The sequence below is a fragment of the Parasphingorhabdus sp. genome, from assembly GCF_048269915.1.
Taxonomy (GTDB): domain Bacteria; phylum Pseudomonadota; class Alphaproteobacteria; order Sphingomonadales; family Sphingomonadaceae; genus Parasphingorhabdus.
The window spans coordinates 97,025-117,233 of sequence record NZ_JBLWTY010000004.1 but is presented as its reverse complement, the minus strand read 5'-3'; the positions used below and the strand labels follow the sequence as shown (position 1 = coordinate 117,233).

The following is a 20,209-nucleotide window of genomic DNA, read 5'->3' as shown; positions in this document are numbered from 1 at the left end:
ATCAATATAAGACAGCAGAGCAATTATGCAACCGTCTGAAAATCATCCTTGACCAGCGTACCCGCGCCCTTGCTGGTGAAGATTTCGAGCAGCATCGCATGCGGAATTCGGCCATCAAGGACAACCGCTGCATCAACGCCTTCCTGTACCGCCCGCACACAGGTCTCAAGCTTTGGAATCATCCCGCCAGAAATAGTGCCTTCGTCGACCAGGGCCTGGATCTTGGTCGGGTCGAGATCGGTCAGCAGCTCGCCCTGTTTATCCAACACGCCCGGGACATCGGTCAGCAGGAACAGGCGCGCCGCGCGCAAGGCCGAGGCCACTGCTCCGGCCATGGTGTCGGCGTTGATATTATAGGTTGCACCATCGTCACCCACGCCGATGGGCGCGATGACCGGGATCATCCCGGCAGCGGAAATCCTGTCGACCACGCTGCGATCCACTTTTCTGGGTTCGCCGACATAGCCGAGATCGATAATCCGTTCGATATTGCTGTCCGGGTCGCGCTCGGTGCGCCGCAGTTTCGACGCTTTGACGAACCCGCCATCCTTGCCGGAAATGCCGATGGCGCTGCCGCCGGCCTGTCCGATCCAGCTGACCAGTTCCTTGTTGATCGCGCCGGAAAGCACCATTTCGGCGATTTCCGCAGTTTCCTTCGTGGTGACCCGCAGGCCGTCGACAAATTCGCTCTCTACCCCGACCCGTGCCAGCATTGCACCGATTTGCGGCCCGCCGCCGTGCACGACCACCGGATTGATCCCGACGGCCTTGAGCAGCACGATATCCTGCGCAAAATTGCGCGCCAGCGTGGCATCGCCCATGGCGTGGCCGCCATATTTGACGACAAAGGTCTTGCCCGCATAGCGCTGCAAATAAGGCAAGGCATCGGTGAGCGTTTCCGCTTTTGCAAGCATGGCGGGATCGGGTGCGTGATCGGTCATGGACGTCTTTCTGTCGAGACGGACGACAAAAGCAAGTGTTTAATCAGCTTTTGGACAGCTCTTTCACTTTTTCGAGCGTACCCGTGACATGGCCCTGCGGCTTCATCGCACTGTGAACGAAAACGATCTTGCCATCCTGACTGATGACATAGCTGGTCCGGTTGGTCATCGCGAGACCGGGGGCCATGCGGACCTGATAATCGGCGATGATCTGATCATCCGCCCGGGCCACTGCGAACTTGTCGCGGCATTCGGATACGGAAAATTTCTTAAGCCCGTCAATATCGTCACCCGACATACCGATCACGGTAGCCCCCGCTGCATTAAACTCGGCTGTCGCCTCGGCGAACATATTGGCCTCAATCGTGCAGCCCTCGGTGAATACCTTGGGAAAGAAATAGAGTACGACCGGTCCGTCTTTCAATTTATCGGCCAGCGAGAATTCGAACTCTTCTCCGGCCAACGCCCCGGTGGTGGTAAAATCCGGCGCAGTTGCTCCAATTTCGAGAGGTTCCGCATTGGCGCTGCGAGCATAATAGACCAAGGCACCGCCACCGATGACCGCGACAGCCAGCAATATCAAAATCCATTTTTTCATATCGTCATTCCTGTTCGAGTTGCGCCTTCAGCGCGTAGAGCTGGTCCAGCGCCTCGCGCGGGGACAGTGCATCCACGTCAAGCGCGCCCAATGCCTCACGCAAGCTATCGGATTTTTCTGCGACTTCTGCAAGGCTTGCCGCAAAAAGCGGCAGATCACCAAGTCCGGCAGCCAGCCCTCCGGTTTCCGCCTTGCCCGCCTCCAGCTTGTCAAGCACCGCCTTGGCCCGCGCGAGAACCGGTTTGGGGATACCCGCCAGCTTGGCCACCGCCAGACCATAGCTGCGGTCGGCCGGTCCTTTGGCCAGTTCGTGAAGCAGGACCAGATCGCCCTTCCACTCGCGCGCGCGGACATGGTGCAGCGACAGGGCATCGAGCCTGTCGGCCAGCCGGGTGAGCTCATGGTAATGGGTCGCGAACAGGCAGCGGCAGCGATTGGTTTCGTGCACCGCCTCGACCACCGCCCAGGCCAGCGCCAGCCCGTCATAGGTAGACGTCCCCCTGCCCACTTCATCAAGAATGACAAAGCTTTTCTCGGTCGCCTGGGACAATATTGCTGCCGTCTCCACCATCTCGACCATGAAAGTCGAACGGCCCTGCGCGAGATTATCGGAAGCACCGACGCGGCTGAACAGGCGGTCGACAAGACTGAGCTTCGCCGAGGCCGCCGGAACAAATCCGCCTGCCTGCGCCAATATGACAATCAGCGCATTCTGCCGCAAAAAGGTCGATTTACCGCCCATATTGGGGCCAGAGACCAGCCACAGCCGCTCATCCTGGGACAGGCTACAATCATTGGCGACAAAGGGATCACCTTTGACCGAGAGCGCCGCCTCGACGACTGGATGGCGACCAGCCTGGATATCAAGCATATTGCCATCGACAAATTCGGGACGGCACCACTGCCCTTCGGCTGCGCGCTCGGCGAGCGCTGCGGCAACATCAATCCGCGCCAGCGCATCGGCGCTTTCGGCAATTTCCTGTTTGCGCGCCAAAACCTTGTCGACCAGCGCTTCAAAATGCGCGGCTTCCGCGGCCAGAGCATGAGCGCCGGCTTGCGATACGCGCACCGCCTCTTCGTGCAGATCGGTCGAATTGAACCGGACGACACCGGCCAGCGTCTGGCGATGGGTAAAACCACTATTTTCCGCCATCAGGCTGTCACCGTGCCGGGCGGGGACCTCGATGAAATAGCCGAGCACGGCATTATGTTTGATTTTCAGCGTACTGATGCCGGTCGCCTCGCGATAGCGCGCTTCAAGCGTCGCAATCGCCTTGCGACCATCGGAACCGGCACTGCGCAATTCGTCCAGCGCCGGATCAAAGCCAGCCGCGATATAGCCGCCATTGGTCATATCGGTTGGGGGGGCCTCGACAAGCGCGCGCTCGAGCAGATCGACCAGCGCGCCATGTCCGTCGAGCGCGGGCAGAAGCGTGTTGAGCAATTCCGGCAAGCCTGCCATTTTTGTCAGCCGTTCCCTGAGAATGCGCGCGCCGCCAAGGCCATCGCGAATCTGGCCGAGATCCCGGGGACTGCCCCGCCCGGCCGAAACCCGCCCGAGCGCGCGGCCAATATCGGGCAATGCCTTGAGCGCCGTACGGATATCATCGCGCACCGCCGAGCCTTCATGGAACCATTGCACCAGCCCCAGCCGCCGGTTGATCCGGTGCTCCTCGAACAGCGGTGCGGATAAATCCCGGGCCAGCATCCGGGCACCGGCGGGAGTGACGGTCCGGTCAATAGCGTGGAGCAAGCTGCCCTCGCGCGCACCGGCCAGCGTCCGGTCGATCTCCAGACTCGCGCGGGTCGGGCCGTCAATCGAGAGAAACTCGCGCGTTTCGCGCCGTTTGGGCGGATGCAGATAGGGGGCATTGCCCTGGGATACATGCTCGACATAAGCGACCAGACCGCCGGCTGCAGCAAGCTCGGCCCGCGAAAACTCCCCCATGCCGTCAAGCGTTGCTACCCCGAAATGCTCCCGCAGCTGCGTTTCCGCGCCGGTGCTTTCGAAATGCTCTTTGCCCCAGCCGGTCGCCTGCACAAGCCTTGGCAGCAGCGCTGGCGGGCAGATGATTTCCGATGGCGCGAGCCGGGCCAGCTCTGCGTCCAGGATATCGTCGGAAATCGTAGCCAGTTCGAAATTTCCGGTCGAAATATCGGCTGCTGCCAACCCGATCTCGCCCTGCACCTGTGCCAGCGCTACAAGTATATTGTCGCTCCTTGCATCGAGCAATGTATCCTCGGTCAAGGTTCCAGCTGTGACATAGCGGATGATATCCCGCGCGACCAAAGCCTTGTAGCCGCCACGCGCCTTCGCCTCCGCCGGGGTTTCTGTCTGTTCGGCAATCGCGACCTTGAAGCCCGACCGGATCAGTTTGGCGAGATAGCTTTCCGCCGCATGGACCGGCACCCCGCACATCGGGATCGATTCCCCGGCATTTTTCCCGCGCGATGTCAGCGCGATGTCGAGCGCCGCCGCCGCCGCCTTTGCATCATCGTAGAACAGCTCGAAAAAATCGCCCATCCGGTAAAAGAGGAGACAATCGTCCGCCTTTTCCTTCAGCGCGAAATATTGCTCCATCATCGGCGTGATCTTGGCCGCGATCGGCGCAGGGTCTTTTGCCTTGCTTGTTACTTTGTCCTGAGTCCGGCTTGCCATGGCATCGCGATAGCCGACTGTTGCGATACATAAAAGAGTAGCGATCAGATGCCATTGAAATTTACTTGATATTGCGACCCATCACCAAAGCGGGTAGGCGTTGAGCCGGAACGCGACGCGCGATCGGCTTGATCAAGCCGAGCCCTGATTTGCGGAGGAATGATTTGGCTGACAAGAATGATAGCAATGTAGAGTTTTCCGAGCGGGAAGCTCTGCTTTTCCACTCCCATGGCCGTCCCGGCAAGATCGAGATTATCGCCTCGAAACCGATGGCGACACAGCGTGATCTGAGCCTCGCCTATTCTCCCGGTGTCGCCGTGCCCGTCCGGGCCATCGCCGAAGATCCGTCGAAAGCCTATGATTATACCGCTAAAGGCAATTTGGTCGCAGTGATCTCCAACGGCACCGCAATCCTTGGCCTCGGTAATCTTGGCGCGCTGGCTTCCAAGCCGGTGATGGAAGGAAAGGCGGTGCTTTTCAAACGCTTTGCCGATGTCGATTCCATCGATCTCGAACTCGACACCGAGGATGCCGAGACTTTCATCAATGCCGTGCAAATCATGGAACCAAGCTTTGGCGGCATTAATCTCGAAGATATTGCCGCGCCTGATTGCTTCATCATCGAGCAAACTTTGCGCGATCGTATGAATATCCCGGTTTTCCATGATGACCAGCATGGCACAGCGATCATCGCCGCCGCCGGGCTTATCAACGCCTGCCTGCTGACCGATCGCAAGATCGAGGATATCAAGGTCGTGGTCAACGGCGCCGGTGCTGCCGCCATTGCCTGTGCATCCCTGATCAAAAGCCTCGGCGTTCCGCATGACAATCTTATCATGTGCGACCGGTCGGGCGTCATCTATCGGGGCCGCGACGATGTCGACCAGTGGAAGTCCGCCCATGCCATCGATACGGACGCGCGAGACTTGACGGATGCGCTTCAGGGGGCCGACTGTTTTCTTGGCCTGTCCGCCGCCGGAGCCCTGAAGCCGGAAATGGTCAAGAACATGGCCGCCCAGCCAATTATTTTCGCTATGGCCAATCCCGATCCGGAAATCACCCCGCCTGATGCAAAAGCAGCCCGGCCCGATGCCATTATCGCCACCGGGCGTTCGGACTATCCCAATCAGGTCAATAATGTCATCGGCTTTCCATTCATCTTCCGGGGCGCACTGGATGTCCGGGCGACCCGTATCAACGAGGAAATGAAAGTGGCTGCGGCACACGCCATTGCCGAGCTCGCCCGCGAGCAGGTTCCGGAAGAAGTGGCCGCCGCCTATGGCGGGAAGGCGCCAAGTTTTGGTGTCGAATATATCATCCCCGCCCCCTTTGATCCGCGCTTGATGGATGTGGTTTCTGCCGCGGTCGCCAAGGCCGCGATGGATAGTGGCGTGGCCCAGAAACCGATCGAGGATCTCGACGCCTATCGCCAGAATCTCAAGGCACGGCTCAACCCGACGACTTCGGTTCTGACGCAGGCCTATGAAGCCTGCCGTTTGTCCCCAAAACGGGTCATTTTCGCCGAAGCTGAAGAAGCGGTCGTGCTGCGCGCGGCAATCCAGTTCCGTGATGGCGGCTATGGCACACCCGTATTGGTTGGACGCGATGATCGGGTTCGCGACAAGCTCCAGGAGCTGGGCGTGAGCGATCCGGACAGTTTTGAGATACATAATAGCCGCAACAGCCCGCTGGTGCCCGATATGGTGAACATGCTGTACGAACGCCTCCACCGCCGCGGCTATATGGAGCGCGATATCAAGCGCATGGTCAATCAGGATCGCAATATCTTCGGCTCTGCGCTGCTCGCCATGGATCAGGGCGAAGCCATGATCACTGGCGTAACCCGCCCCTATTCGCAAACCTTCCGCGATGTCGCCAAAGTAATCGATGTCGAGAAAGGCCGCACCGCCCTTGGCATTCATATCATGGTCGGCCAGCATCATACGGTTTTCATGGCCGACACCACCGTCAACGAGCGCCCCACGGCCCACGAACTGGCGGATATTGCCGAACAGACCGCCGCGGTTGCCCGGCAAATGGGGCACGAGCCGCGCGTCGCCTTCCTCAGCTATTCGACCTTTGGCAATCCGGAAGGCCGGTGGCTGGAGAATCTGCGGGAAGCCGTGGCGCTGCTCGATCAACGGCGCGTCAATTTCGAATATGAAGGTGAAATGGCGCCTGACGTCGCGCTCAATCCCAAGCTTATGGCGAACTATCCGTTCAGCCGACTGTCACAGCCCGCCAATGTGCTGGTCATGCCAGGCCTCCAATCGGCCAACCTGTCAGCAAAATTGCTCCGCGAACTGGGTGGCGATTCGGTTATCGGGCCGATGCTGGTCGGTCTGGAAAAATCGGTACAGATTGCCACCATGGCATCCGCCGCATCGGAATTGGTGACGCTTGCAGTACTGGCCGCCAGCGGTATCGCCAAATAAAGGCGACCGCCTAGGGCTGAATTGAGGAAAAGTTGCTAAGGCTTGGTCGGATCGTTGCTGGCCCCGCCGACACCCGGTGCACCGACCGCGCCGATATTGCCGAATAATTCTTCAAAAAAGGAGCGATCTCGCCCGAGAGTCGGCGTTTTGTCGCCATCCGGGCTGATGCTTGCAACCAGTTCCAGTCCGGTGCGGTCCACGGCCGTGACATTGCCAGCGGCATCAAATGTCACCCGCATGACCTGCTGATCACGCGGTCGCGGATTATTAAAGCCATATTGGCGCGTGTCACGAGACAGATAATACCAGGTGTTATCATCAAACTGGCCCGTGAAGGTTGGCCGACCGAGCGATGCCTCAACCGACTGGCGGTTGTCGACGCCGGCCTGAATGGCGGACATCAGCACTTCATCGGAGATATATCCCTGATGACCGCGCACCTGGGTACATCCGGCCATTGTCATGGCGCCGGCCATGAGCCCAAGCCACAGACTGTGTTTTTTGATATTGCCGACCATCGAACTCATTCTCCACTATGCAGCCAGCACCATATCGGTTGGCTGACTAGCCATCGCCCATTGCATCTCGCGCGATAAATATCAATATGCCCTGTATCCAGACTTAACAAGTGGCCCGATCGTCCATAAACTTGCGATCCAACCAGCGGAACCAGCAATGTCATTTTTCAGCAAGATATTTTCCAGGGACAAGTCCAACGCGGGCATGCGTCCCTTATACCAGGCGATTGTCCGGGAGGGACGACGGCTCGGCTGGTATGAAGAGGGCCAGGTACCGGATAGTATCGACGGCCGGTTCGACATGATTGCGGCGATATTTTCACTGGTGATGATCCGGCTCGAAAAGGATGAGACTCTTGGTCAGGAAATTGCATGGCTAACGGAAATCTTTATCGCCGACATGGACGGACAATTGCGCCAGATCGGCATTGGCGACATGGTGGTCGGCAAACATGTCGGGCGGATGATGGGCGCGCTCGGCGGCCGGGTTGGCGCCTATCGCGAAGCGCTGGAAAATGGTGCGGACCTTCGCGATACGATAATCCGCAATATTTTTCGCGGCGAGACGCCGGATGACACGGCGCTGACCTATCTTGCCAAAGGCCTGACCGCTTATCATGCCACGCTGCAGGCCTGCGATCCCAGCGCCATCGTAACCGGCAATATCCCGGACAGCGGAGCGATAGCATAATGGATGCGCCTGAATTTTCCCATATCCGCAAGCTATCAGAAATCGGTTCGAAGCCGGCAACCGGCAAACTGGAGCCCAGCCAGGGCGAGCGGCAAAAACTTGCACACAGGTTCGACCTGCCAGAGATTGCCTCACTGACAGCGACATATAAGCTGGTAGCCAGTGAACGCGGCATAATCTTCACCGGCGTACTGGAATCCGATCTGCAGCAAAACTGCGTGATAACGGGGAATTCCTTCCCGACTCGGGTGCGCGAAGATTTTGACATATTGTTCGTACCCCGAATGGCGGCGGCCGATACCGAGGAAGAGGTCGAGCTGAGTGAAGAAGATTGCGACATCATCGAATTTGAGCAAGCCCAGATCGATCTCGGCGAAGCGATTGCGCAAACGCTGTATCTCGCGCTCGATCCCTATCCGCGCAGCCCGGACGCCGATGCGGTTGCCCGGGAAAAAGGCCTGAAGTCCGAAGAGGAAGCCGGTCCGTTTGGCGCTCTGGCGGCGCTCAAGGACAAGCTTGGCTAAGCCGTTTTTTCGTCGGACTTGTCTGCGGCAGCAGCAGTCAGGCGTTTTTGCAGGCCCTTCAATCTCTGCTTGCTGGTAATCTTGCCACCCAACAGATCGGTGATGTAAAACGTATCCACTGCGCGCTCCCCGTAGGTCGCGATATGAGCGCTATGCACGGTGACTTTCGATTCAAACAGCGCATAGGCCAGGGCGTTGAGCAATGCTGGCCGGTCCTGGGCATTGACTTCGACGACCGTGAACCGGTTGGAGGCGTCGTTGTCGACCAGCGCGAAAGGCGTGATGCGGAAGGCACCGGCCCGCGAATGTGCCAATGGACGCGCATCAAGCTTGGTGGATAGTTTTGTCCGGTTGGCCAGTGCATCTTCAACCGCCTGCTTGATCCGTTCGAGCTGCGCTTTTTCGGAAAAAGCCTTGCCTTGGGGATCCTGGACAAGAAAATTATCCAAAGCCATGCCGTCGCGGGTGGTGTGGATTCGCGCGTCTATGATGTTTCCGCCCGACACATGGATGCCACCGGCGATCCGGTAGAACAGACCGGGATGATCTGCTGCATAAACCGTTATCAATGTGGCCCCGCGCTCGGGATAGACATCTGCGAAAATCGCCAGATTTGTATCCCCGGATTCCAGAACAAGCTGGGCATTCTGGGCAATGATGTCATCCGGTTCGGCAATCCAGTAGGCGTCAGAGAATCGCTTGACCAGCTTCCTGAATTCGTCATCCGGCAGGTTCAGCGCTTCGCCCAGAATCGCTTTTTTCTCGTCAATCCGTTCCTTGCGCCCGCGCTGTTTATGACCCAGCAGCAGCATTTCCTGTGCGGATTCAAACAGATCGGTCAGCAGCTGTCGTTTCCAGCTATTCCAGACACCAGGTCCTACCGCGCGGATATCAACGACGGTCAACACCGTGAGCTGGCGGAGACGCTCGACACTTTTGACCTGGCTGGCAAAGTCCTGAATGGTCTTGAAGTCGGACAAATCCCGCTTGAATGCAACAGCCGACATCAGCAGGTGATTGCGGACCAGCCATGCGACCAGTTCGGTCTCATGCGGCCTCAGACCCAGCCGCGGACACAGCTTCATCGCCACCTCCGCACCCAATATGCTGTGATCGCCGCCGCGTCCCTTGGCAATATCATGCAACAGCGTCGCGACAAAAACTACCCGCCGGTTCTGCAATTTTTCCATCGTCGCAGTGCTGTTGGGATGGTCGTCGGCCAGATCGCCCCTGCCAATCTTGGCAAGCAGGCCAATCGCCCGGATCGTGTGTTCGTCAACCGTATAATGATGGTACATATCAAATTGCATCTGCGCGACGACCCGACCAAAATCAGGGATGAAACGGCCGAAAATCGCTGCCTCGTTCATCCAGCGCAGGACCAGTTCGGGATCGCGCGGCGAACAGAGCACATCCAGAAACAGCTTGTTGGCGCGGGGATTTTTGCGGACCTTGTTGTCGATCAGCTTGGCATCCCGCCGCGCCGCCCGCATCGCTAAAGGATGAATTTCCAGTCCGTGCTTGTCGGCGAGCCAGAAAATCTCCAGCAACCGGACAGGATCCTCCTCGAAGAATTTCTCGTCCGGCAGTGCAAGCCGGCCGCGATCGAGCACAAAGCCATTGAGCTTTTTCGGCTTGCGGGTCAGCGATGGCAGGAACCGGCGTACTCCGGCGTTATGCGTCTCGTCGAGATGTGCAAGAAACACACCGGTCAGATTGCCAACGACTTTTGCGTTCAGAAAATAATATTGCATGAACCGCTCAACCGACGATTTGCCGGGCCGGTCGGCAAAGTGCATCCGCCGGGCCACTTCTGGCTGCAGGTCGAAGGTAAGCCGGTCTTCTGCGCGACCGGTAATATCGTGCATGTGACAGCGCACCGCCCAGAGAAAATTGGCCGCTTTGCGAAAGCGCTTGAATTCGTCAACGGTGAGCAGGCCGACATCGACAAGATCCTCCGCAGAGGCCACGCGATAGATATATTTGCCGATCCAGTAGAGCGTTTGCAGATCGCGCATCCCCCCCTTGCCTTCTTTGACATTGGGTTCCACGACATAGCGGCTGTCGCCCATTTTCTTGTGCCGTGCGTCGCGTTCGGCGAGTTTTTCTGCTACGAACGTGCTGTCAGTCCCGGCTACGACATCGTTGAAAAACCGCTGCTTCGCTTCTTCATAAACACCGGTATCTCCCCAGATATAGCGGCCTTCCAACAGCGCGGTCCGGATCGAAAGATCGTCCTTCGCCATCCGCACCATTTCGTCGATCGAGCGGCTGCTCTGCCCGACCTTCAATCCGAGATCCCAGAGCCAGTAGAGCATCGCTTCGACGGCCTGCTCGGTCCAGCTTGTCGCCTTATACGGGGTCAGAAAGGCGATATCGACATCGCTATGGGGTGCCATTTCGCCGCGACCATAGCCGCCCACGGCCATCACCGCTATGCGCTCGCCGGATGATGGATTGCCCACCGGATATTGATGTTGCACGGCAATATCGTGGATCAGCCGCACCAGCTGATCGATCAGGAAAGACTGGGCCGCCGCCATTTCATGGCCGGCCGACGGTTTTTCCAGCAGCCGTTTGCTGATCTCCGCACGGCCATTTGCCAGCGCATCCTGCAGGAGCGGGAGAATCTTCTCCCGGGCTCTAGGCATGCCATGTTCGGCGATCAGCGCCTCAATTTCTTCCGCCAGCTCCCGGCGGTTGATAATATCCCGTTGCCGGACGATCCGCTTCCCCGGATCAGCCGGCGCGGCCGGGATATTGGCGCGTATATTCATCCCGTTGCCGCCAATTCCTCACGATGCTTTTTAGCGAGGACAATCTTTGCGATTTTTGCGGTACCGAGTTTCGGTAACGGTTCGTCATACTGCCAAATATGAACTGGCATTTTATAGGGGGCTAACTGGTGCTGGAGCGATTCCAGCAGTTGCTCGTCGGTTAGACTATGACCTTCCTTGGTATGATAAACCAGCGCCGGAACTTCGCCAAAACGTTCATCCGGCACGCCGAAGATACAGGCTTCGGCAACCGCCGGATTCGCATAGACCGCAGCCTCCACTTCCTGGCAGCTGATATTCTCGCCGCCGCGGATGATGATCTCTTTTTTGCGGTCGACAATGAAGAGATAATCTTCGGGATCGAGATAGCCGATATCACCAGTGCGGAAATAGCCGTCATCGGTGAAGGCATCCCGGGTGGCTTGTTCATTATTCCAGTAGCCAGTGAAATTGGCAGCGGTGCGGATACACACTTCGCCGCGCTCGCCCTGCGCCACCTTGTTGCCGTCATCATCAAGGATCGCGACTTCAACAATCGGCGGCGTGGCCCGCCCGGTACTGTCCGGCTTGGCGAGATAATTTTCATTCTGGTTGGAACAGCCGACCCCGTTAGTCTCCGTCAGGCCATAGCCGATTACGGGAAAACCATCGCCCATTTTATCCTTGATCCGCTTCACATGCTCGGCCGGACGCGGCGCGCCACCAGCCGCCATGGTGACGCAGCTGCTGAGATCATATTTGTCGAAATGGGGATGCGAATAAATCTCCATGCTCATCAGCGGCACGCCGACGAAATAGGTAACGCGTTCCTTTTCGATCAGACGCATCGCCTCTTCTGCATCCCATTTGTTGAGGAACACCAGCTTCCGTCCGATTGCATAGCTTACCAGCACCAGCGGCACCGAAGCGGTAACGTGAAACAGAGGCACGCACACCATTGCCGTTGGTTGCCCCTCAGGCATCTTGCCCTGTTTTTCCATGATATTGACCAGCACCAGCACTGTACCGACGAAACTCATCGCGCCCTGAACAACCGACCGATGTTCGGCATAAGCACCCTTCGAGCGACCGGTGGAGCCGGAAGTGAACAGGATTGTCGCATTATCTTCGGGGGCCATTTGCGGCAACGGAGTCTCGGCTCCGCCCCCTTTTTCCAACATCACCTTCAGCCCTTCCAAGGGGACCTTGTCATGTTCGAACACCAGCAGCTGGGCGCCGTGATTGCGCTCGGATTCAACCAGACGCTGGGCCCGTTGATAGTCAGCGAAGACCAGGGAACAACCGACATCCTCAATTCCGTCGGCCAGTTCATCGCCCTGCCACCAGCCGTTCAGCTTGGTGGAAACGCCGCCCGCCATCGTAATCGCCATATCGAGAACAACCCAGTTGGCCGAATTGCGCGCGGCTATTCCGATGCGATCGCCTTTCTGCACGCCATAGCCATCGACCAGTCCACCGGCCAGCGCGCGCGCTGCTGCATAAGTCTCACCGAAGGTCAGGCGGATATCGCCATCGACAAGAAATTCCTTGTCCGCGTGCTGATGGCAAAAATAGGCGAGATAGTCGGACACATTCTGCGGCGCGTTCTTAAAAATAGGCATATCCACGCCATATTTATTCACCGTGTCAAGCTCGAGCAGCTGACCTGGCTGCGTCAGCGCTTCCAGCGTTTTGTCGATTACCGCATCCAATTCCGAAGTCGCCATTATTCAAGTCTCCCGTTGTTCCCTCTTGGTCTAGGGGAATTTCCCTTTATATGGACAGGAAACCACGCGGGGAAAAGAGTTGATTGATATTATATTGGCCAATGCGGCGCAGTTTACGCGGTTTGAGGAGCTTGGCCTCTCCCCCAATGCGCTTGATCTCGGTTTTTTCCAGCTGAAATGGTATTCGCTGGCCTATCTGGCGGGGATATTGATCGGCTACTGGTATCTGACCAAATTGATTGCCCAGCCCGGTTCACCCATGGCGCGGCGCCATGCCGATGATCTGATCTTCTGGGCGACCCTGGGGATCATTGTCGGGGGCAGACTGGGCTACGTGTTTTTCTACAATCCCGAGATTCTGACGGAACCGCTCAAGATATTGCAGGTATGGAATGGCGGCATGTCGCTGCACGGCGGCACGATCGGTGTTATACTTGCCCTATGGTGGACTGCGCGGCGAGAGAAGCTCAGCTTTCTGCGGATGTGCGATTATATCGCCTGCGTCATCCCGTTCGGCCTGTTCTTCGGGCGGCTAGCCAATTTCGTCAATGGAGAGCTATGGGGCCGGGCAACGGAGGTTCCCTGGGCGATCATATTCCCGATGGGCGGCGAAGTCGCACGCCACCCAAGCCAGCTTTATGAGGCCGGGCTCGAAGGTCTGCTCTATTTCATCATCCTGTCGTTGCTCTTCTGGAAGACCGACGCCCGTTACCAGCCGGGAAAGCTGCTTGGCACCGGACTGCTGGTTTACGGCTTCAGCCGCTTCACCGTCGAATTTTTCCGCCAGCCCGACGCCCAGCTCACCTGGCTGGTCGAGCAATCGGGTTTCAGCATGGGTCAATGGCTGACCGTCCCGATGATATTGCTTGGCACCTGGCTGGTGTTTACCGCGAAAGGCCGGCGCGCGCGTATCGAACCGGTGGCCGGAGACAAGAGCGTTGCCTGACGGCGTCAAAGCGGACTCCCCCAGTGCTGCCCATATAATCGCGGACAGGATCGACCGCGAAGGCCCGATCCCGCTCGGCGACTATATGGCTATTGCCAATACTCATTATTACGCCAGCAAAGACCCGCTCGGCGAAGACGGGGATTTCGTCACCGCCCCCGAAATCAGCCAGATGTTTGGCGAGATTATCGGTATCTGGCTGGCCGATCTCTGGTTGCGCAAAGGGTCTCCGGATCATTGCCATTATATCGAGCTTGGACCGGGACGCGGCACATTGGCGAAAGACGCGCTGCGATCCATGGCGAGATTCGGCTGCAATCCAACGGTGCATTTCATCGAGACCAGCCCGGTATTGAAAGCCAAACAGGCGGCGTTGCACCCGGATGCCAAATGGCATGACGATATCGAAAGCCTGCCGGAAGACGGACCGCTGCTGATCGTCGCTAATGAATTTTTTGATGCCCTGCCCATCGAACAATTCATTGCAGCCGCTGATGGCTGGCGTCAGCAGATGGTCGCGCGTGATCGCAGCAAATTTGTCGCGGTGGCCAGCGAACAGGTTGCCGAAAAGCAGATCGGCAGTGTCACCAGCGGCTTTCCGGAAGGAACAATATTGGAGCGCTCGCCGGTCAGCGTGGAATGGACTGGCAAGCTTGCCAATCGTCTGGCCAAGCAGGGCGGCGCATTGCTGGTCATCGACTATGGCTATGATCGACCGGGAACCGGCAGCACCCTCCAAGCGGTAAAGGACCATTTGCCGATCAGCCCTTATGACAGCCCGGGAACATCCGATCTCACCGCCCATGTCGATTTCCACACGCTGGCCAATATCGTGCGGACGCGCTTGCTGGCAGTGCACGGACCGGCAGAACAGGGGCAGTGGCTCAAGTCGCTGGGGATAGACCAGCGCGCCGAGGCGTTGATGAAAGCAAGCCCGAAACTGGCCCATAGCATCCGCGCCGCGCATCAGCGGCTCACCCATGTCGACGAAATGGGGCGACTGTTCCGGGTGATGGCGGCAACCCCGATCGACTGGCCGGAACCGGAAGGGTTCAGTTACGCGGCGGAGTAGTGGAGGCGCTGCGAATCTAGAAGCCCGGCGGTAATGCCGTCAACTGACCCATTCGGCAACTTGGGCTGCTACGTCATTGGCGGCCTTGTTAAGGCCATTGCCAACCGGACCCGGTTCCGCCGCAGAAACACGTGCGCTAGCCTCGAAGCGTTTCTTTTCAACCGGCTTGTCCTTGGTCATTTTCACCGCATCATAGGTGACCCTGACCGTCAGGCTGGGACCGTCGAGGCCGAAATTGACCAGTTCGCCGGTGATATAGGTCTGCGCATTGCCGCCCGCTTCGGTTGCGGTCAGCACCAGCCGGTTATTTCGCGCGGCAATGGTTTCGCTTAGCAAATCCTGAAACAGGCGCGCCGGCTTGTCGACCCAGACAGCCTCTTTCAAATAGGCAATACCGGTAGTGGTGGTCTGCACCGGCACCCGGATCGTGTTAAGCTTCTGAGGGGCAGCTGGCAGAGCAACCACCAGCGAGCCGGATTGCGGCCCGCTGCGCATGGCCCCTGCCGTCAGCTTCTGGTCAGGAGACAACGACAGCAGCGATGGTGGCGGTTCGGCGCCACCAAAGCTGACACAGGCGCTGAGCGCGGCAGTCACCGCCAGCAGGCCAACAGATTTCAAAGGTCGAAATTCGCGCATCATATCTGCCCCTTCACTGCCCTGGTTCATAGTCGGGCAACGCTGGTGCCGACAATAATGATCCCGCCCCGCCCTGATCAAGCCGGTCGGTCACGTTGGTCAGGGATTTGGTCAGCGCCTGCATATCTTCCACCAGTTGATCCACTTCCGGCAAAGTCTTGTTGGAGAAACGCTCGGCGCCTGGCTGGGCATTTTTCAATACGCCCTCCAAGGCACGGAGGCTCTTGTCGGCGGCGTCGAGCGTATTGGCAAGATTTTTGGCCACCGGCTGACCGTTGCTGGTCAGGAAATCATTGGCACTGTCCGCCACAAGCGAAAGCTTCTCGGCAGTCTGCCCGGCATTGCGGATGGCGATCCGCGACTCTTCCATCAAGGCTTCAAGCGCCGGCGCCTGTTTCGCCAAGCTGCTCGTCATCTGGTCGGTATTGGCCAATATGCCGCTGATCGATTTCTGATTTTCATCCGACAGTAGCAAGGTCAACCGGTCGGTCAGGGTTGCGAGCCGTTCGACCACCAAAGGGGCGCTGTTCAGCAATTCCCCCAGCGCGCCCGGTTTGGTCGGGATCACCGGCACTCCTTCGGGGCCGAGATCGGTAATCGGCGGCGCACCCTTTTTCGCCCCGTCGAGTTGAATATTGGGCGGTGCGGTAAAGCTAACACTCTGGATGGTTGCAGTGGTGCCCTCCAATATTGGCGTATCTTTGCTTACCGCGATGCGGACACGCACAAAATTCGGGTCCTTTTTCCACAACTCGACCTTGAGCACCTGGCCGGAAGGCACGCCGGCAAAGGTGACGCCGGTACCCGAAGCCAGTCCACCTACCGACTGCGCAAAGAATATGTCATATTGTTTGGTCTCACCCTCGCCGAAGCGGACGATCCACACCAGAAAGGCGGCCACAAGAGCCAGCATCGCCAAAGTGACAACACCGACAAGGATATGGTTGGAGCGCGTTTCCATTTATTTCACCTCTATGACGAGCGGCGCCGTCGCCTGCAAGAATTCTCTGAACCGGTTCACCATTCTCATCCCAGCATTTTTTTCCCGGCGGATGCCATCCGGCCACGCGGACCGTTAAAATATTCCTGTATCCACGGATGGTCGAGCGCAAGCAGTTCATCAATCGTACCGACCGCAATCACCTGCTGGTCAGCGAGTACCGCAACCCGGTCACAAATAGCATGCAGCGTATCCAGATCATGGGTGATCAGAAATACTGTCAGCCCCATTGTCTGCTGCAATTCCTTGGTAAGATTGTCAAAGGCAGCAGCGCCAATCGGGTCCAGCCCGGCGGTCGGTTCATCCAGAAAAAGCAGTTCCGGATCAAGCGCCAGCGCCCGCGCTATCCCAGCCCGTTTGCGCATCCCGCCGGACAATTGGGACGGATATTTGGGAGCGGCATCGGGTGGCAGTCCGGAAAGGCAGACTTTATATTTGGCGACTTCGCGGCGGAATTCACGATCCATGTCCGGATAGAATTCGCGGATCGGCACCATCACATTTTCGGCCACTGTCAACGTCGAGAATAGCGCACCACCTTGAAATAACACGCCCCAGCGCTTGCGAATTTCGATCGTCTCGGCGTCGGATTTGCCCAATAATTGTTCGCCGAATACCTTGACTTCGCCCTCCTGCGGAGTCTGCAGCCCGATGATCGAGCGCATCAAGACAGATTTGCCGGTGCCGGACCCTCCGACCACCCCGATGATCTCGCCGCGATGGACATCGAGATGAAGATCTTCGTGCACGACCTGATCGCCAAAGGCGTTGCGCAGACCATGGACGCTGATGATCGGACCTTCATAATCAGGATTATAAGCGATGGCCTTGGATTCGAGCATTAATCCCATCCGATCCAGGTAAAGAAGACTGCGAAAAAGGCATCCAGCACGATGACGAGGAAGATGGCCTGGACCACTGCTGCCGTGGTCCGCTTGCCAACATCCTCGGCATTGCCCTTGACCTGCATGCCTTGATAGCAGCCGGTAATCGCAATGATCGCGCCAAATACAGGTGCCTTCACAAGCCCGACATAGACGTCAGTGAGCGGAACAACTTCACGAATGCGCGAGAAAAAGGTTGCCGGCGGAATGTCGAGCTCGACCCAGCTGAGCAGGCCGCCGCCAATGATCGCCACCATCGATGCATAGAAACCGAGCAACGGCAGCATGGTGACGGCGGCGATGAATCGCGGCAGCACCAGCGCTTCGACCGGGGACACGCCAATTGTACGCATCGCGTCGATTTCCTCGGTCAGCTTCATCGTACCGATTTGCGCGGCAAAGGCGGAACCGGAGCGCCCGGCCACCATGATCGCGGTCATCAGCACACCCAACTCGCGCAGGGTCAGACGACCGACGAGGTTGACCGTGAATACTTCGGCACCAAACTGGCGCAGCTGCACCGCGCCCTGCTGCGCAATGACCAGCCCGATGAGAAAGCTCATCAGCCCGATAATGCCGAGGGCCCGTACGCCCACGACGTCAAAGCGCGCGACCACGGCATTCCATCTGATTTTTCCCGGATGGCGGACCAGCCGGAAAAAGCCAATCATGATCGCTCCGAAAAAACCGGTCAATCCGGCCAGGGTGGTGAAGGCGATGGTGGTGGCCTCGCCGATTTCGTTGAGCACCCTGAGCACCGGGTTGATCGTACCCGGCCGGATGTCGGTTGGCTGATCGGCACCGGCAACGGCCGCGATCAGTCGCTGCGCATCGTCGTCAGCGCCGACAATCTCGGCCTCCAAATCGCGGGCGGTGCGATGCACCAGCCAGGCTCCCACCGTATCGATATAGCCGATATCAGAAATATCCAGCCGCTGCGCTTCATCAGCATGGTCGCGCAAGCGTTCCGGCAAATCTCCCATGCTGGCAATCGAAAGATCACCAGAAAAACGAAGCGTCACCGCTCCGTCTTCGGCTGTCTCTTCGACAAAATCGCTGGGTATCGACATCGCGTCTATAGGTGAATGAAAACAACCCAAAGCTCAAGAGATTAAACCGCTCAAATATTTGGCGCTTTTCGCCGCACGCTGCTAAGCAGCGCGCGAACGGGAATTTCAGGACGGCAATGCAGAAAATATCGCTTTACGACATGGACCGGACGATCACCGTCTATGGAACCTATACGCCTTTTCTGCTCCACATGATCTTTGCCAGAGCACCGTGGCGGCTGATTTTCCTGCCCATATTGCCCTTTGGCTTCATTGCTTATGGGCTCAAGCTGATCAGCCGTGGCCAGCTCAAAACTTTCAACCAGAGGATGTTACTCGGCAGCGCTCCGAGGCTGTCGGATTTGCAGCCCGAAATCGAACGTTTCGCTGAAAAGATCATGCGTTCCAATATCCATCGCAAGGCGATCGACCAGATTGAGGCGGATCGCGCCGATGGCCGGACGCTGGTATTGGTGACCGCCTCCTATGAGCTTTATGTCGATGCGATCGTCCGGCATCTCGATATGGATCATGTCATCGGAACCCGTCTCGAAGTTGACGGAGACGGACGTGTGCGCCCGCATATTATCGGCGAGAATTGCTATGATGACGAGAAGATCAACCGGATCGAGGCACTTTTCGCGGAACAAGGCTGGCGGCGCGCCAAAAGCCACGTCCGCGCCTATTCCGACCATGTCAGCGATCGGGCGATGCTCGAATTTGCCGACGAGGCAATTGCAACGACCCCGACGCCCAAATTGCGCCGGATGGCCAAGATGCGCGGCTGGAAAATCGTCGACTGGCGATAAGCTCGCCCAGCGCGGTTCCGGCTGGCCTTATTTTTCGAATCCTTGCCAGATTTGCAACGAACGCCCGATCCACTCACCAACCGCGATGGAATTGCTGCAATTCACCATAGCTCAGCTTGCCATCATCATTGGTATCGGCATCAAGATAGTTGAGTTCTCCGAATTTCATATATTCGGTGCGGCTAACCGTGCCATCATCATTGCCATCCATTACCCGGAACCGTTCGGCCTTGCGAAGCTGGGCACGTTCTTCGCTGCGCTGACGCTGGAGAGAAGCGCTGCCCATCGGGCCGGGGCCAAGCCCGACCGCCTGAAATTCCTGCAAGCTGAATCCTCCATCGCCATCGCTGTCTAGCGCTTCGAATGAGGAATCGTGCCATTGATGAAACTCGGAGCGATTAATGCTGCCGTCGCGATCACGGTCAAATGTCCGCAGCCGGTCTCTGGTGCCGAGATAGAGAGTGTCACGATCTCGTATGCGATCACGGTCGGCTGAATCGAGCCGGTCCCGGCCACGCAAACGATCCTGATCGGGCGTATCAAGTCGGTCGCGGGTACGATCCCGACTATTGTCCCCCGCCGGCATGCCCGTCGCGGGCGGCCTGAGAGTGGGAGACGCGCGACCGCCCCTTTGCGCCAAAACGGGGGATGTCAGGGCAAGCCCAAGGGTGATAGCCAGACAAATATTCATCAAATTCGAGGAATTGTTGGACATTTCATTCTCCGATTTCCACAATTTGCGCCAGAACGGTCCGCCATTGATTGCGTCAAGAGAGCATATATCAACAGCCACCAATGCCAGCGAAAAGCCATTATTTGCCTCGCCAAAGCAATGCTCAACCCCCGAAGAGAAGAGGGAGAGGAGCCGACTCCAACCAAGCGCCCCGATAATCGCCCACAACCGGGCGAGAACAAACTCGTATTGTTACTTAAGGAAGGTACCGATAATCAGACTGCTTGCGCT

At 57.9% G+C, this 20,209-nt stretch carries 17 protein-coding genes; 6 read left to right on the top strand and 11 right to left on the bottom strand.

Annotated features, from left to right (window positions below; translation table 11 throughout):
* Positions 1-23 precede the first annotated feature (23 nt).
* Genes argB through mutS form a run of 3 tightly spaced genes read right to left on the bottom strand, consistent with a single transcriptional unit; the run spans position 24 to position 4,123 of the window.
* Entirely contained in the window at positions 24-941 is a 918-nt protein-coding gene (gene argB / locus ACN0WX_RS11870; protein ID WP_417622538.1) for an acetylglutamate kinase, read from the bottom strand.
* Between the two features lie 43 nt (positions 942-984).
* Entirely contained in the window at positions 985-1,539 is a 555-nt protein-coding gene (locus tag ACN0WX_RS11865; protein ID WP_417622537.1) for a peroxiredoxin, read from the bottom strand.
* 4 nt (positions 1,540-1,543) lie between these two features.
* Positions 1,544-4,123 (bottom strand): DNA mismatch repair protein MutS, encoded by a 2,580-nt coding sequence (gene mutS / locus ACN0WX_RS11860; protein ID WP_417622606.1) that lies wholly within the window; start codon positions 4,121-4,123, stop codon positions 1,544-1,546.
* A 239-nt stretch (positions 4,124-4,362) separates the two neighbouring features.
* On the opposite strand from mutS, the gene ACN0WX_RS11855 reads away from it, so the two are divergent.
* On the top strand, positions 4,363-6,633 hold the full coding sequence (locus ACN0WX_RS11855) for an NADP-dependent malic enzyme (protein WP_417622536.1): 2,271 nt from the start codon (positions 4,363-4,365) through the stop codon (positions 6,631-6,633).
* Between the two features lie 35 nt (positions 6,634-6,668).
* Here ACN0WX_RS11855 and ACN0WX_RS11850 read toward each other — a convergent pair whose 3' ends face one another.
* Positions 6,669-7,151, bottom strand: coding sequence for an outer membrane protein assembly factor BamE (locus tag ACN0WX_RS11850; protein ID WP_417622605.1), 483 nt, complete (start codon positions 7,149-7,151; stop codon positions 6,669-6,671).
* 157 nt (positions 7,152-7,308) lie between these two features.
* Here ACN0WX_RS11850 and ACN0WX_RS11845 point away from each other — a divergent pair, with 157 nt between their 5' ends.
* Together ACN0WX_RS11845 and ACN0WX_RS11840 are read left to right on the top strand one after the other, a co-directional pair.
* Complete coding sequence (locus ACN0WX_RS11845; RefSeq protein ID WP_417622535.1) at positions 7,309-7,842, top strand: ubiquinol-cytochrome C chaperone family protein; 534 nt, start codon at positions 7,309-7,311, stop codon at positions 7,840-7,842.
* Positions 7,842-8,366 carry a YceD family protein gene (locus tag ACN0WX_RS11840; RefSeq protein WP_417622534.1) on the top strand — a complete coding sequence of 175 codons (525 nt, stop codon included), beginning with the start codon at positions 7,842-7,844 and terminating at the stop codon, positions 8,364-8,366. The genes ACN0WX_RS11845 and ACN0WX_RS11840 overlap by 1 nt, the downstream gene beginning before the upstream one ends.
* Here the strand turns inward: ACN0WX_RS11840 and ACN0WX_RS11835 are convergent.
* Together ACN0WX_RS11835 and ACN0WX_RS11830 are read right to left on the bottom strand one after the other, a co-directional pair.
* The gene (locus ACN0WX_RS11835; protein WP_417622533.1) at positions 8,363-11,143 is read right to left on the bottom strand and encodes a [protein-PII] uridylyltransferase; all 2,781 of its coding nucleotides are present in this window, start codon (positions 11,141-11,143) and stop codon (positions 8,363-8,365) included. The genes ACN0WX_RS11840 and ACN0WX_RS11835 overlap by 4 nt on opposite strands.
* Positions 11,140-12,849 (bottom strand): class I adenylate-forming enzyme family protein, encoded by a 1,710-nt coding sequence (locus ACN0WX_RS11830; RefSeq protein ID WP_417622532.1) that lies wholly within the window; start codon positions 12,847-12,849, stop codon positions 11,140-11,142. Before ACN0WX_RS11830 ends, ACN0WX_RS11835 begins: the two co-directional genes overlap by 4 nt.
* Before the next feature lie 79 nt (positions 12,850-12,928).
* Between ACN0WX_RS11830 and lgt the strand changes: the two genes are divergently transcribed.
* Together lgt and ACN0WX_RS11820 are read left to right on the top strand one after the other, a co-directional pair.
* Complete coding sequence (gene lgt / locus ACN0WX_RS11825) at positions 12,929-13,795, top strand: prolipoprotein diacylglyceryl transferase (RefSeq protein ID WP_417622531.1); 867 nt, start codon at positions 12,929-12,931, stop codon at positions 13,793-13,795.
* Positions 13,788-14,867 (top strand): class I SAM-dependent methyltransferase, encoded by a 1,080-nt coding sequence (locus tag ACN0WX_RS11820; RefSeq protein ID WP_417622530.1) that lies wholly within the window; start codon positions 13,788-13,790, stop codon positions 14,865-14,867. Before lgt ends, ACN0WX_RS11820 begins: the two co-directional genes overlap by 8 nt.
* A 39-nt stretch (positions 14,868-14,906) precedes the next feature.
* Here the strand turns inward: ACN0WX_RS11820 and ACN0WX_RS11815 are convergent, their stop codons facing one another.
* From ACN0WX_RS11815 to ACN0WX_RS11800, 4 genes are all read right to left on the bottom strand, one after another.
* Positions 14,907-15,506, bottom strand: a complete 600-nt coding sequence (locus ACN0WX_RS11815) for an ABC-type transport auxiliary lipoprotein family protein (RefSeq protein WP_417622529.1) — start codon at positions 15,504-15,506, stop codon at positions 14,907-14,909.
* Between the two features lie 10 nt (positions 15,507-15,516).
* Positions 15,517-16,464, bottom strand: a complete 948-nt coding sequence (locus ACN0WX_RS11810; protein WP_417622528.1) for an MlaD family protein — start codon at positions 16,462-16,464, stop codon at positions 15,517-15,519.
* Between the two features lie 65 nt (positions 16,465-16,529).
* Positions 16,530-17,345 carry an ABC transporter ATP-binding protein gene (locus ACN0WX_RS11805; RefSeq protein WP_417622527.1) on the bottom strand — a complete coding sequence of 272 codons (816 nt, stop codon included), beginning with the start codon at positions 17,343-17,345 and terminating at the stop codon, positions 16,530-16,532.
* Entirely contained in the window at positions 17,345-18,457 is a 1,113-nt protein-coding gene (locus tag ACN0WX_RS11800) for an MlaE family lipid ABC transporter permease subunit (protein ID WP_417622526.1), read from the bottom strand. Before ACN0WX_RS11800 ends, ACN0WX_RS11805 begins: the two co-directional genes overlap by 1 nt.
* Positions 18,458-18,573: 116 nt before the next feature.
* On the opposite strand from ACN0WX_RS11800, the gene ACN0WX_RS11795 reads away from it, so the two are divergent.
* On the top strand, positions 18,574-19,245 hold the full coding sequence (locus tag ACN0WX_RS11795; protein WP_417622525.1) for an HAD family hydrolase: 672 nt from the start codon (positions 18,574-18,576) through the stop codon (positions 19,243-19,245).
* Between the two features lie 73 nt (positions 19,246-19,318).
* On the opposite strand, the gene ACN0WX_RS11790 is transcribed toward ACN0WX_RS11795, so the two are convergent.
* A complete protein-coding gene (locus ACN0WX_RS11790; RefSeq protein WP_417622524.1) occupies positions 19,319-19,960 on the bottom strand; it encodes an EF-hand domain-containing protein in 642 nt (213 codons plus the stop codon).
* Between the last annotated feature and the right edge of the window lie 249 nt (positions 19,961-20,209).

Bases quoted from the DNA above. Each gene is read 5' to 3' on its own strand.
- argB (WP_417622538.1), bottom strand. From the start codon at position 941: ATGACCGATCACGCACCCGATCCCGCCATGCTTGCAAAAGCGGAAACG.
- ACN0WX_RS11865 (WP_417622537.1), bottom strand. From the start codon at position 1,539: ATGAAAAAATGGATTTTGATATTGCTGGCTGTCGCGGTCATCGGTGGC.
- mutS (WP_417622606.1), bottom strand. From the start codon at position 4,123: ATGATGGAGCAATATTTCGCGCTGAAGGAAAAGGCGGACGATTGTCTC.
- ACN0WX_RS11850 (WP_417622605.1), bottom strand. From the start codon at position 7,151: ATGGTCGGCAATATCAAAAAACACAGTCTGTGGCTTGGGCTCATGGCC.
- ACN0WX_RS11845 (WP_417622535.1), top strand. From the start codon at position 7,309: ATGTCATTTTTCAGCAAGATATTTTCCAGGGACAAGTCCAACGCGGGC.
- ACN0WX_RS11840 (WP_417622534.1), top strand. From the start codon at position 7,842: ATGGATGCGCCTGAATTTTCCCATATCCGCAAGCTATCAGAAATCGGT.
- ACN0WX_RS11835 (WP_417622533.1), bottom strand. From the start codon at position 11,143: ATGAATATACGCGCCAATATCCCGGCCGCGCCGGCTGATCCGGGGAAG.
- ACN0WX_RS11830 (WP_417622532.1), bottom strand. From the start codon at position 12,849: ATGGCGACTTCGGAATTGGATGCGGTAATCGACAAAACGCTGGAAGCG.
- ACN0WX_RS11815 (WP_417622529.1), bottom strand. From the start codon at position 15,506: ATGATGCGCGAATTTCGACCTTTGAAATCTGTTGGCCTGCTGGCGGTG.
- ACN0WX_RS11810 (WP_417622528.1), bottom strand. From the start codon at position 16,464: ATGGAAACGCGCTCCAACCATATCCTTGTCGGTGTTGTCACTTTGGCG.
- ACN0WX_RS11805 (WP_417622527.1), bottom strand. From the start codon at position 17,345: ATGCTCGAATCCAAGGCCATCGCTTATAATCCTGATTATGAAGGTCCG.
- ACN0WX_RS11800 (WP_417622526.1), bottom strand. From the start codon at position 18,457: ATGTCGATACCCAGCGATTTTGTCGAAGAGACAGCCGAAGACGGAGCG.
- ACN0WX_RS11795 (WP_417622525.1), top strand. From the start codon at position 18,574: ATGCAGAAAATATCGCTTTACGACATGGACCGGACGATCACCGTCTAT.
- ACN0WX_RS11790 (WP_417622524.1), bottom strand. From the start codon at position 19,960: ATGTCCAACAATTCCTCGAATTTGATGAATATTTGTCTGGCTATCACC.